The organism is Mycobacterium sp. 852014-52450_SCH5900713 (genome assembly GCF_001667075.1).
Classification (GTDB): domain Bacteria; phylum Actinomycetota; class Actinomycetes; order Mycobacteriales; family Mycobacteriaceae; genus Mycobacterium.
Genome location: NZ_LZIL01000078.1, coordinates 104,042 through 116,328, shown reverse-complemented (window position 1 = coordinate 116,328; position 12,287 = coordinate 104,042). Strand labels below are relative to the sequence as shown.

Here is a 12,287-nt window from a genome sequence, read left to right as displayed (position 1 = left end):
GGTCGTTGGGGCCCGGTCTGGTGAAACGGGCGCCTAACTCCGGGCGGGAACCGGTGTCACGATCGGCACGACGAACTCTTCGATCATCGCCCGCTCGTCGGCGTCGTCTCGGCCCGGGAACTGCAGCAGTGAAGTGATCACTCGCACCACCCAACGTGCCCGGCGTTCCACCACGGCGGGATCTTCGGGCCCGAGTGAGCCGACGAACGCGGCCGCCAGGGCGGTGATCACCTCGGACTGCCCGGCCACCTCGGCGCCGATCGGCGGCCGGGTGATGGCGAACCACGACGCCAACGCGCGGCTGCCGCGAACCATCCGCAGCGTGGCGGTGATGCTCGCGACGAGCCGTTCCCGGGGATCGTCGATGCCGCCGATCCGCTCCTTGATCGCGCGGCTGAGTCGACGGGTTTCGCGGTGTACGTAGGCGGTTCGCAGCGCCTCGCGGTTCTCGAAGTACCGGTACAGCGTGGCGCGGGAACAGCCGGCGGCCCTGGCGATGTCGTTCATGCCGATCGACGCCTGGTCGCGCTCGGTATAGAGCTGCTCGGCCGCGTCGAGGATCCGGTCCGCGGCCGCTTCGGTGCGGTGCGTGCCCAGCCAGTCGTTCGGCATCAGCGCTTCACCCGCATCGGTACCGACAGCGGGCGCCGCACGTAGCTTCCCCCCGACCAGACGACCGCGGACTCGTCGACCTCGAAATCCGGGCAGCGGGTGAGCAGTTCGGTCAGGGCGACCCGGGATTGCATGCGCGCCGCCGCCGCGCCAAGGCAGTGGTGCGCACCGTGGCTGAAGGTCATGATGTTGCGCGGGCGTCGCGTCACGTCGAGTTCGCCGGCGTCCGGACCATATTGGCGCTCGTCGCGGTTGGCCGACCCGTACAGCAGGAAAACTTTGCGACCGGCGGGGATGGTGGTGTCGCCGATCGTCGCGTCGCGGGTGGTCGTGCGGGCCAATCCCTGCACCGGCGAGGTCAGCCTGAGCAGCTCCTCGACCGCGTCGGGGATCAGCCCGAGATCGTCGGCAAGCAGCCGGCGCTGGTCGGGGCGTTGATGCAGCAAAGGCATTGAGCCGCCGAGCATTCCAGTGGTGGTGTCGTTGCCGCCGGTGACCATGGTGAACGTGAACGCCAGCACCGACAGCGTGCCGGCGATATCACCGTCGGCGCCCACGCCGGCGGCCACCAGGTGCGAGATGGTGTCGTCTTCGGGCTCGGTCCGACGGCGCTCGATCAAGGCGGTGAAGTAGGCCATCATCGACCCGACGGCATCACCGACCGTTTCCAGCGCACCGGCGACGCCGCCCTCAACGGTGTTGGCCGCGACGATCACGTCGGTCCATCCATCGAATTGCGCCCGATCTTCCTCGGGGACACCGAGGTAGTGCGCGACCACCATCGACGGCAGGGGTTTGAACAACTCGGTGACGATGTCGCCGCCGCCGTTCGCGCGCAGCCGCTCGATGCGCTCGACGACGAACTCGCGCACCTTGGGCTCCACCGCCTCCACCTGTCGTGGCGTGAAGCCGCGCGATACGAGTTTCCGAAACTCGGTGTGCACCGGCGGATCCTGCATGACGAACGGTGGGTTGTCCTGCAGCCCAATCATTTCCAGGTCGCCGTAATTGACAGTCAATCCCTGCGCGGAGGAAAACGTCTCATGGTCGCGGGCGGCGGCCCACACGTCGGCGTGCCGGGACAGCACGTAGTAGTCGTGGTCGGGCCGCTTGGCCGGCACGACGTGGTGCACCGGATCCTGGTCGCGGAGCGCGCGGTACATCGGCCACGGATCCCGCCAGGTGTCGGCGGTCGCCAGCTCGAACGTGACCGGTGCATCGTGAGACATAACCGTGGACATGTCTCATTCGTACGACACTCAGGCCAGGATGTCAACGCGGTCGCCGGCGAGTGTGCGCCTAGCCGCACGCTGAGCACCGAGTGTGCGGCCAGCCGCACACTCGAGTAGATACAAAGCCCTAGATCCCCGCGCCCGGGTTGAGGATGCCCCGCGGGTCCAGGGCCTGCTTGATCCGCCGGTTGAGGTCCATCACCTCGGGCCCGAGGTAGCCGGCCAGCCACGGCCGCTTCAACCGGCCGACGCCGTGCTCGCCGGTGATCGTCCCGCCGAGGCCGACGGCCAAATCCATGATCTCGCCGAACGCGAGATGGGCCCGCTCGGTCATCGCGGCATCCCCGGGGTCGTACACGATCAACGGGTGGGTGTTGCCGTCGCCGGCGTGGGCGATCACCGAGATCGTCAGGTCACGCTCGGCCGCGATGTCCGCGATGCCGGTGACCAGCTGGCCCAGCGCCGGGAGCGGGACCCCGACATCCTCGAGCAGTAGCGATCCCTTCGCCTCCACCGCGGGGATGCAGAACCTGCGGGCAGCGACGAACGCCTCGCCCTCGTCGGGGTCGTCGGTCGAAAATACCTCCGCCGCACCACATTCCGCGAACACCGCGGCCATCACCGAAGCGTCTTCTGAGCCCGCGCGCCCCCTTTCGTCGGACCCGGCCACCAGCATCGCGGCCGCCCCCCGGTCCAGGTCCATGCGCAAGGTGTCCTCGACGGCGTTGATGGCCACCGAATCCATGAACTCCAGCATCGACGGGCGCAACCGCGCGGTGACCCCGAGCACCGCTTCGACGGCCGCCTCGACCGTCGCGAAAGAGGCCACCACGATGCTGGACGCGTTCTGCTTGGGCACCAGGCGCAGCGTTACCTCGGTGACGACGCCGAGGGTGCCTTCGCTGCCGACGAAAAGCTTCGTCAGCGACAGCCCCGCGACGTCCTTGAGCCTTGGGCCGCCGAGCCGGACCGCCGTGCCGTCGGCCAGCACCACCTGCATCCCCAGCACATAGTCGGTGGTGACGCCGTACTTGACGCAGCACAGGCCGCCGGCGTTGGTGGCGATGTTGCCGCCGATGCTGCAGATCTCGAACGACGACGGATCGGGGGGATACCACAGGCCGTGCTCGGCGGCGGCCTTCTTGACCTCGGCGTTGAACAGACCCGGCTGGCACACCGCGGTGCGGGTGACCGGGTCGACGGTGATGTCGCGCATCTTCTCCGTCGACAGGACGATCCCGTTGTCCAGTGCCGTGGCCCCACCGGACAGGCCGCTGCCGGCGCCCCGGGTCACCACCGGGACCGAATGAGCACACGCCCAGCGCAACACGGTTTGCACTTCTTCGGTGCGCCGCGGCCGGACCACGGCCAACGGTTTGCCGGCCGACGGGTCGAAGGCGCGGTCCTGGCGGTAGCCCTCGGTCACGGTCGGGTCGGTGACGACCATGCCGTCGGGCAGGCCGGCGATGAGCTCGGCCAGGACATCAGCGGTCACGGACCGATCCTACGGGCCGGGGGGCGCTGTACAGTTGAGCGATTCTGGCGAAAGGCGGGTCAGAGATGTTCGGACGGCGAGATCTCAGCAAAGTCGGCATCCGTGCGTTTGCGGAGGTCCTCGCCGCCGAGCAGTCGGCGATTTCCGTCACGATCGGCAACCCGAACCTGGTTGGCAACACCGAAGTTCGTTGGAAACTGCTGCTGCGGGTCACGCCGGACGCCGAACCGCCGTTCGAGGCCAGCCTCACCGCGCTGCTACCTCAGTTGAGCCCACCGCGTCCGGGCATGAGACTGCCGGTGCTCTACGACCCGAAGGACCACAGCCGCATCCAAATGGACCGCCAGCCGGCCGCCACGGCCGATGTGGCGGTCGACGCCGTGACCTCGGCCCGTCCCGACCTGGCGGGCGCTCAGGTCATGGGTATGCCGATGGCCGACGTCATTCGCCAAGCCATTGCCGATCCGACCGCGTTCCGGGATGAAATGATGCGGCGCGGCTCCGAGATGCAGCAGCAGGCGCTCGGCGCCATGCAGGCGGCGCAGACCCAACAGGGTGCGGACCCGATCGAGCGGCTCGAGCGGCTGGCCGCGCTGAAAGACCGGGGATTGCTCACCGATGAGGAATTCGAGCAGCAAAAGCGCAAGATCCTCGGCGACTGACGGATCACAGCGGCGACTGCCGACTTGCCTCCAAGTCCAACTCCCGCAGCGACGGCAGCCGGATGGCCAACAAGCCGATCAGCAGAATCGGCACCGCGAGCGCCAGGAAGGTGACGTTCAACCCGGCGGCGTCGGCGAGCGGACCGGCCACCAGCAGGCCCAACGGCCCGGCGGCGTAGGTCAGCCCCGCCATCACCCCGACCACCCTGCCGCGCAGATGATGCGGCGCGCGGGTCTGCATGACGTAGTTGTAGATGGGCTGGATCGGCCCGTAGACCAGGCCGGTCACCGCGCAGAGCACCAAGATCACCGGCAGCGGCGGCAGGAACGCGATGCCCACCGTCGCCGCGCCAAAGGTCAGGGTCGCCGTCAGAACGGCCGTACGCCGCCGGGTGTATTTCGAGAGCGCCGCATAGCCCAGCGCGCCCGCCACGCCACCGACCGCGAGGGCCATCAGCGCCCAACCCAACTCCGCGGGCTGGTCCCGCTCGGCGAAATACTTTGGGAAGAGCACGCTTTCCATCGGCAGGTACAACGCGGTGACGGCCAGGTCGATCAGGCCGAGCGTCCGGAGCACCCGCAGAGTCCAGACGAACCGCAGGCCCTCGACGATGCCGGACACCAAACCGCCGCGGCGGGTCGCGTGGTGGGGCTTGCCGGTGCCTTCGAGCCGCAGCGCACCAATCGCCAACAACGACAACCCGAAACAACCCGCCGTGACCCACATGGTGTTGACGCCGCCGACCGTGGCGATCATCAGGCCGCCGATGCCGGGGCCCACCATGAAACCGAGGTTGAGGATCGCCTCGTAGAGGCTGTTGGTGCGGTCCAGCGACCAGCCCGCGCGGGCGGCGGCCTCGGGCAGCATCGACTGGCGCGCCGTGGTCCCCGCGGGGTCGAAGGCCGCCGCGCAGAAGGCCAATCCGGCCAGCTCGGCGACGTTGATCGCGTCGACGCCGAACACCCAGGTGATCAGCGGGACGGCGCTCACCGCCGCGCCGGAGAGCGAGTCGGAAACGAGCGAGATCCGGCGGCGCCCGAAGAAGTCGACCGCGGTGCCGGCGACCAGGGTGGACAGCACCAGTGGCAGCGTCATGGCCGCGGCCACGATCGACGCGTCGCGCGCGCGGTCATGATGCTGCAACGCCAGCCACGGAAACGCGATCACCGAGATGCCGGTACCGGCCGTCGCCATCAGCGTGGCGGACAAGATGAGAAGCGCCGGGCCGCGGCTCGTATGGCTCATGAAATATCCCGGGCAGAATTTAGCCGTTGATTTGCGGCGAGACCACCGAATATTTCGGGGCGTTCGGCCGCCGCCTACCGGCTGACTGCAGGATGTTCATGTGCTCCTCCACCCCCGTACCGGCCAGGCGTTCGATTCCCCAGTGGTCCCCGGCACCGGATGGCCGGGTGATCCGGCGACCCCGCAGACCACCGTGGCCGCCGACGCCGCACAGGTCGCCGCGCTCGCGCCGCACGCCGCGTCGATCCCCGAACTCGACGCCCTGATCAGCGTCTGCCGGGCCTGCCCGCGGCTGGTCGAATGGCGCGAAGACGTGGCCGTCATCAAGCGCCGCGCGTTCGCCGACCAGCCGTATTGGGGCCGGCCCGTGCCGGGCTGGGGGTCGGAGCGGCCGCGGCTGTTGATCGTCGGGTTGGCCCCCGCCGCGCACGGGGCCAACCGGACCGGACGCATGTTCACCGGCGACCGGTCCGGCGATCAGCTTTACGCGGCGCTGCACCGGGCCGGGCTCGTTAACCAACCCACCAGCGTGGATGCCGCGGATGGGTTGCGGGCCAACGGGGTTCGCATCGCGGCACCGGTGCGGTGCGCGCCCCCGGCCAACGCCCCGACGCCGGCGGAGCGCGACACCTGCTGGTCCTGGCTGGAGGCCGAATGGCGGCTGGTATCCGAGCATGTGCGCACGATCGTGGCGTTGGGCGGCTTCGCCTGGCAAATCGCGCTGCGCCTGCCGGGAGCGTCCGCCATGCGCAAACCGCGGTTCGGCCACGGGGTGGTGGCGCAATTCGCCCCTGGTGTGCGGTTACTCGGCTGCTACCACCCGAGCCAGCAAAACATGTTTACCGGTAGGTTGACACCAGCAATGCTCGACGACGTTTTCCGAGACGCGAAAAGGCTGGCAGGGATCAAGTGACTGACGTTCTGATTTCCGGCGCGAGCGTGGCCGGTGCAACGGCGGCTTATTGGCTTGGACGGCACGGTTATTCGGTCACCGTGGTGGAGCGCCACCCCGGGCCGCGGCCGGGCGGTCAGGCGATCGACGTGCGCGGGCCGGCGCTGGGAGTGCTGGAACGCATGGGGCTGCTGGCCGCCGCCCAAAAACGGAAGACGCAAATTCGGGGCGCTTCCGTCGTCGACCGCGACGGCAACGAGCTCTCCCGCGACACGGAGTCGACGCCCACCGGCGGGCCCATCGACAGCCCCGATATCGAGCTCTTGCGTGACGACCTCGTCGAATTGTTGTACGGCGCAAGCCAATGGACGGCCGAATACATCTTCGATGACACCATCATCGGCTTGGAGGACGACGGCACGGCCGTCAATGTGACGTTCGAACGTGCCCCTGCGCGCAGCTTCGACCTGGTCGTCGGGGCAGACGGACTGCACTCGAACGTGCGCCGATTGGTGTTCGGCCCCGAGGACCAATTCATCGAGCGGCTGGGCACTTACGCGGCGATCTTCACCGTGCCCAATTTTCTCGACTTGGACTATTGGCAGACGTGGCATTACGGGGACTCCACGATGGCCGGGGTGTACAGCGCCCGCAACAACAGCGAGGCCCGGGCCATGCTGGGTTTCATGGACACCGATCTGCGCATCGACTACCGCGATACCGAGGCGCAGTTCGCCGAGCTGGAGCGGCGGATGGCCGACGACGGGTGGGTGCGTCCCCAACTGCTGGAATACCTGCGCGGCGCACCGGATTTCTACTTCGACGAGATGTCCCAGATCAAGATGGATCGCTGGTCGAAGGGCCGGGTGGCGCTGGTCGGCGATGCCGGATATTGCTGTTCGCCGTTGTCGGGCCAGGGAACCAGCGTCGCTCTCCTGGGCGCCTACATCTTGGCCGGCGAGCTCGCCACCGCGGGTGATGACTACGAACTCGGCTTCGCCAACTACCACAAGGAGTTCAACGACTACGTCAGCCGCAACCAATGGCTTGTCGTTGACAACATTCCGGGCGGGGCGCCGATCCCGCAGGAGGTCTTCGACCGCATCGTCAGTTCGATCACGCTGAAGGACTACTGAGATACGAAGGACCGTTGACGCAAGGGAACGTTCGCACGCCATCAGACGTTGACGCGAACGTGCGTCTTTCCGTCCTTGATCTCGTCCCGGTGCGCACCGACCAGACGACCAGCGATGCGCTCGCCGCGACCGTGCAGCTGGCACAGGCCGCGGATCGCCTGGGTTTCACGCGCTACTGGGTCGCCGAGCACCACAACATGCCGTCGGTCGGCGCCACCAGCCCGCCGGTCCTGATCGCCTATCTGGCCGCGCAGACCACGCAGGTGCGGCTGGGGTCCGGCGGTGTGATGCTGCCCAATCACGCGCCGCTGGCGGTGGCCGAGCAGTTCGCGCTGCTGGAGGCCGCCGCCCCGGGCCGCATCGACCTGGGCATCGGTCGGGCGCCCGGGTCCGACCCGGTGACCTCCTACGCGCTGCGCGGCGGCCGGGACGACCGTGACATCGAAAACTTTCCGGAGTACCTCGACGACGTGGCGGCGCTGATGAGCGCGCGCGGCGTGGTGGTACCGCTGCGCTCGGGGGACTATCGCCTCAAGGCGACTCCGGCGGCGGCCGGTGAGCCACGCTTGTGGCTACTGGGCTCGTCGATGTACTCGGCGCATCTGGCCGCCGCCAAGGGGCTGCCGTACGTCTTCGCGCATCACTTCTCGGGCAGCGGAACCGAAGAGGCGCTCGAGCTCTATCGCTCCCGATTCAGGCCCAGCCCCCTAACCCCCGAACCGCTGACGTTCCTGACCGTGAACGCCGCGGTGGCCGAAACACGCGACGAGGCAACGGCATTGATGCTGCCCAACCTACAGATCATGGCGAAGCTGCGCACCGGACAGCCCCTGGGCCCGGTGCCCCTGGTTGAGGAAGCCCAAGACGCCGAGCTGACGCCGCAGCAGGAGCGCATCGTGGAGAGCGGGCTGCAACGAGCGGTCCTCGGTACACCGGCCGAGGCCGCCGACCAGTTGCGAGCGCTTGCGCAGCGGTTCGACGTCGACGAGGTGATGGTGCACCCGGTCGCCTCGGCTCGCCGCGGCATCGACCCGGCCACCGCTCCGGCACGGGTGCTGACGCTGGAATTGCTGGCCAAGGAGTTGTTTTAACCGTCCGTCATAGCCGATCGTTCGGATTCGATGCCCGCGATCGCGCTCCGGGTTGTGATCCAGCGTTGCAGTTCGTCCGGCGGCAACGGCGCGCTGTGCACGAACCCTTGGGTGATGGTGCAGCCGTAGCGCCGCAGCGCGCTCAGGGTGACCTCGTCTTCGACCCCCTCGGCGACCAGGTCGGCGCCCAGGTTCTGGGCCAAGTCCACGGTGGACTGCACAATGGCAACCGACCGCGGGTCCTGGGCCAGCCGCGCTACGAACCTTCGGTCGAGTTTGAGTTCGTCGACCGAGACATCCTGCAGGCGCGCCAGAGACGACCATCCGGTGCCGTAGTCGTCCAGCGAGATCCGAACGCCGAGAAGCTGCAGGGCGGCGACGGTGTTGCGGGAGCGCTCCGAATCGACGAGGGCGCTCTCGGTGATCTCGACGATCAGCGCTTCGGGGGGTAGGCCGTGGACCCGCAGCAGCCGCTCGATGGTGACGGCGAGGTCGAGGTCGAGCAGGTTCGTCGTCGACAGGTTCACCGCGACTGTCAGCGGAATGCCCTGGTCGCGCCAGGACCGAACTTGCTCGAGCGTGAGGTTGATGGTGCGATTGGCGATCGTGCGCATCAAGCCGGCCCGCTCCGCGGCCGGAAGGAATTCCTCTGGCAGCAGCAACCCGCGGGTGGGATGTCGCCAGCGCAGCAACGCCTCGACGCTGTGGACGTTTCCGTCACTCGCGTTCACCTTGGGCTGGTAGTGCACCGTCAACTGGTCGCCATCGATCAGCGCGGCCCGCAACTCCCCGACGAGGTTGGGGTCGTGATCACGGTCAATCTCAAAGGCGGACTCGTACACCGCGATCCTGCTGAGGGCGGACTTGGCGTGCGGGATCGCCGCCTCGGCGCGATTCAACAGCTCCTGCGGATGGTCGCAGTGATCGGGGTAGAGCGCGATGGCGATGCAAGCATCGATCTGCACGCTGATGGCGTCGAGTTCGAATGGGATGCTGACGCCTTCGAGCAACCGCCCCGCCTGGGCGCGTGCGGCGACCAGATCCGATCCCTCACCGAGCAGGATGGCGAATTCTTCGTCGCTCACGCGCGCAAGCAGGTCATCGCGACGAACGCTGTGCGCCAGTCGGTTTGCGATGTGCCACACCAGCTCATCACCGAAGTGGCGACCGACGGAGTCGTTGATCTCGCGCAGCTTATGCAGATTCAGCAAGAGCAGCGAACGACGCGACGACGTCCCGACGGGTGACGCGGAAGCCGACAGCTCGGTCAGCGCCGTCGCGAGTGATCGCCGATTGGGCAGGGTGGTCAATTCGTCCGTCATGGCCTGCTGGTGGCTTTCGGCCAGCATGCTGATATCCCGGAAGGTCACCGAGAATCGGGCGGCGACCGCAACGAGGCTCAGCGCGGCGAGCGTCGACGCGAGCCGCGAATCGTGCCCCAGGATGGTGACGCCCAGTGCTACGACGGTGCAGGTCACCGGAACCGCGTAGGAGGCGAGTCCACGCCGTGCCGCCGGCGCCGCCGACGACCCACGCGCCCAGCTGGCCATCGCCACCAGCAGCGACGAAGCCGGCCAGAGCGCGTCCAGCGTGGTGCCGACCCGGTATGAGCCCGCCGAGGTTTGAAAGAGGTAGGCCGTGTCGGCGACCGCGAAGCCAACCAGCCCGACCACCAGAAAACCCCAGCGAAATTCGCTGCGCCAACCGAGGATTGGCAGCATGCCGACGGCCAGCGCCAGCAGGACCAGATCGCCCCACGGGTAGACCAGACCCACCAGCACGGTGGCGGGTGTCCGTGCGGCGGCGCCATGCATGGGCCCGGCCCGCAGCGCCGCGGCCAGTGCGGCGACGGCCAACGCGCACACCAGGGAATCGAGGCGGATGGGCATCGGCACCCGCTTGAGGCGCGATCGCATCAGCAGCAGAATCCCGGCATAGACGAGCGGATAGAAAGCCAGGTATTCGGGATCGGCAACCGAGGGCGACTGGGCGTTCGGGACCCATAAGGCATAGGCGACGTCACCTAGCGCCGACAACGTCATGCCCGCCGCGATCAAAGACCACGCAATGCGGTCGGCCTTGAGGCGGCACGCGCGCACGGCAATCAGCCCGGCCGCCAGCAGGTTCAACGCCGAGTACAGGGATTTGGCGAAGAAGACGCTGTGGCTGGCGTTCGGGTAGAGGGCGCTGGTCGCAGTGAACGCGACCACGCCAATGATCAAGAGGGCCAATGCAATCCGGATGGCTGTCGGGGGCCACCGGACGCCGTCGATACCTTCCTGCGGTTGCACCGGCCGTGACGTCCCTACGTCAGCGGCGCGCCTGAACATCGGTGCGGCGCCCGGCTTGGCGACCTTTACTGCCGCCGGGATGGGCCCCGCCGGCTGCGCGGTCGAGAACGAGAGGGACAGATCCGGCACGAAGCTCCGAATGCATTGGCCGCCTTCGCGTTTAGCGGTGTACATGGCCAGGTCTGCATGCCTGAGGAGCTGCTCGACGCTGCACTCCGACGAGGCGGTGGCGACCGTGTAACCGACACTCGGTCGGACCGGTATCGGAACGCCATCGACCAGAATCGGGGCGTTGAACGCCTCGAGAACCCGCCGCGCCGCTCCTTGTGATTCTTCGATGGACCCCTCGATGAGCACTGCGAACTCATCACCACCGAGGCGAGCGGTGACGCACCTGTCGTCCAAGGCGGCGGTGAGCCGCCCGGCGACCCGGATCAGCAATTCGTCACCGGCAGGGTGGCCGAGGGCGTCGTTGACCGATTTGAAATTGTCGAGGTCGAGGCACAACACCGCAATGGGCGAAATTTCGCAGCTTCGCCGGGCGACGGCCTGCTCGAGCCGATCGAGGAAGTAGGCCCGATTGGCCAGCCCCGTCAGGCTGTCACGGAACGCTTCCCGCGCCACCTCGGACAACAACCTCTGGTTCTCCATCAGCATGACGAACTGCCGGACGAGCACCGCGGCCACCAGGATCCCCAGCGCGATCAGCAGAGGTCCGTGCGCCATCAACCTGACCGCGCGGGTCAGCCCGACTGCGGCGGCCACCAGCAGCGGCAGGTACGGCAGCCACAGCCGGGTGCGCGACCGTATTTCGTCGTCACGCGCCCCCGGCACCGGCACCTCGTAGACGCTCGACAGCGCGGCGAGCGCGATCATGGCGAGTCCGCCCACTCTGCCGAGGTCCACGAGATCGCTGACCTGGTAGCTGCCGATCCCGCTCTTGAACACCATCGTGATGTCGGCAATGCTGATCGTCGTCACGCCCCCGGCCAGCAGGTTGCGGCTCGGCGGGTCGCCGCGACGAACCCGGGACAGCATCAGGATCGAGGTCGTCAGCAGGAGGACGTCGTTGAAGACTTCGGCGATCGTCGTCGCCTGCGAACCGCTGTCCTCGCGCAGTTGTTTCTCGAGGACGAAGACCCACGACACCACGAACAGCGACGTCGCCACGATGAGGCCGTCCAGCACCAGTCGCCGCGGGCTTTGCCGCGAGAAGCGCGACAACAGCACCAGCGATGCGTACGCGCCGAACGGCCATAGCAACAGCACGATCTCCGCGGCGGCGGGATGGGTGGCGTGGGCCAGTCCCGGACGCACGTCGTACACGGCCCAGATGACCTCGCCCGCCGCCCAGCCCAGCTGGGCCGTCACCATTGCCAGCCACCCGGCCCTTTGCCGACCGGCCGCCGACCGGGCCGCGTAGCCGGCACACCCCGCCCCGAACAGCAGGCACACCGCCAGGGCGATTTCGTCGACCGGTCGGGTTGCGTAGGCGCCCTCCCAGCCGCCGATCGAGGAAGCCACCACCAGGGCGGCCGCCAAACCGTATGCACCGACGAAGAGCCAACCGAGCCGCGGGGGCAGCCTGAATCGCCGCCAAGGGTTTCCCGCCCACGGACTCATACCCGCT

9 protein-coding genes are annotated in these 12,287 nt (G+C 68.0%); 4 read left to right on the top strand and 5 right to left on the bottom strand.

Annotated elements, in window-relative coordinates; all coding sequences use genetic code 11:
* Nucleotides 1-33 precede the first annotated feature (33 nt).
* The 3 genes from A5773_RS23635 to A5773_RS23625 all read right to left on the bottom strand — a co-directional run bounded on the left by A5773_RS23635 (nucleotide 34) and on the right by A5773_RS23625 (nucleotide 3,339).
* Complete coding sequence (locus tag A5773_RS23635; protein WP_066952953.1) at nucleotides 34-612, bottom strand: TetR/AcrR family transcriptional regulator; 579 nt, start codon at nucleotides 610-612, stop codon at nucleotides 34-36.
* On the bottom strand, nucleotides 612-1,853 hold the full coding sequence (locus A5773_RS23630) for a cytochrome P450 (RefSeq protein WP_197507906.1): 1,242 nt from the start codon (nucleotides 1,851-1,853) through the stop codon (nucleotides 612-614). Before A5773_RS23630 ends, A5773_RS23635 begins: the two co-directional genes overlap by 1 nt.
* A 118-nt stretch (nucleotides 1,854-1,971) precedes the next feature.
* The gene (locus A5773_RS23625; RefSeq protein ID WP_067792880.1) at nucleotides 1,972-3,339 is read right to left on the bottom strand and encodes an FAD-binding oxidoreductase; all 1,368 of its coding nucleotides are present in this window, start codon (nucleotides 3,337-3,339) and stop codon (nucleotides 1,972-1,974) included.
* Between the two features lie 65 nt (nucleotides 3,340-3,404).
* Here A5773_RS23625 and A5773_RS26370 point away from each other — a divergent pair, with 65 nt between their 5' ends.
* Nucleotides 3,405-4,001 (top strand): SHOCT domain-containing protein, encoded by a 597-nt coding sequence (locus tag A5773_RS26370; protein WP_067792877.1) that lies wholly within the window; start codon nucleotides 3,405-3,407, stop codon nucleotides 3,999-4,001.
* 4 nt (nucleotides 4,002-4,005) lie between these two features.
* On the opposite strand, the gene A5773_RS23615 is transcribed toward A5773_RS26370, so the two are convergent.
* Nucleotides 4,006-5,247 carry an MFS transporter gene (locus A5773_RS23615; protein WP_067792874.1) on the bottom strand — a complete coding sequence of 414 codons (1,242 nt, stop codon included), beginning with the start codon at nucleotides 5,245-5,247 and terminating at the stop codon, nucleotides 4,006-4,008.
* Nucleotides 5,248-5,332: 85 nt separating this feature from the next.
* Between A5773_RS23615 and A5773_RS23610 the strand changes: the two genes are divergently transcribed.
* Genes A5773_RS23610 through A5773_RS23600 form a run of 3 tightly spaced genes read left to right on the top strand, consistent with a single transcriptional unit; the run spans nucleotide 5,333 to nucleotide 8,366 of the window.
* Nucleotides 5,333-6,160 (top strand): uracil-DNA glycosylase, encoded by an 828-nt coding sequence (locus A5773_RS23610; RefSeq protein WP_067792871.1) that lies wholly within the window; start codon nucleotides 5,333-5,335, stop codon nucleotides 6,158-6,160.
* Nucleotides 6,157-7,275 (top strand): FAD-binding protein, encoded by a 1,119-nt coding sequence (locus A5773_RS23605; protein WP_067792868.1) that lies wholly within the window; start codon nucleotides 6,157-6,159, stop codon nucleotides 7,273-7,275. The genes A5773_RS23610 and A5773_RS23605 overlap by 4 nt, the downstream gene beginning before the upstream one ends.
* Nucleotides 7,276-7,334: 59 nt before the next feature.
* A complete protein-coding gene (locus tag A5773_RS23600; protein ID WP_066952966.1) occupies nucleotides 7,335-8,366 on the top strand; it encodes an LLM class flavin-dependent oxidoreductase in 1,032 nt (343 codons plus the stop codon).
* On the opposite strand, the gene A5773_RS23595 is transcribed toward A5773_RS23600, so the two are convergent.
* Complete coding sequence (locus tag A5773_RS23595; RefSeq protein ID WP_082948366.1) at nucleotides 8,363-12,280, bottom strand: bifunctional diguanylate cyclase/phosphodiesterase; 3,918 nt, start codon at nucleotides 12,278-12,280, stop codon at nucleotides 8,363-8,365. The genes A5773_RS23600 and A5773_RS23595 overlap by 4 nt on opposite strands.
* Nucleotides 12,281-12,287: the final 7 nt, after the last annotated feature.

Excerpts from the sequence above, each read along its gene's own strand:
- A5773_RS23635 (WP_066952953.1), bottom strand. The coding sequence starts at position 612 with ATGCCGAACGACTGGCTGGGCACGCACCGCACCGAAGCGGCCGCGGAC.
- A5773_RS23630 (WP_197507906.1), bottom strand. The coding sequence starts at position 1,853 with ATGTCCACGGTTATGTCTCACGATGCACCGGTCACGTTCGAGCTGGCG.
- A5773_RS26370 (WP_067792877.1), top strand. The coding sequence starts at position 3,405 with ATGTTCGGACGGCGAGATCTCAGCAAAGTCGGCATCCGTGCGTTTGCG.
- A5773_RS23615 (WP_067792874.1), bottom strand. The coding sequence starts at position 5,247 with ATGAGCCATACGAGCCGCGGCCCGGCGCTTCTCATCTTGTCCGCCACG.
- A5773_RS23595 (WP_082948366.1), bottom strand. The coding sequence starts at position 12,280 with ATGAGTCCGTGGGCGGGAAACCCTTGGCGGCGATTCAGGCTGCCCCCG.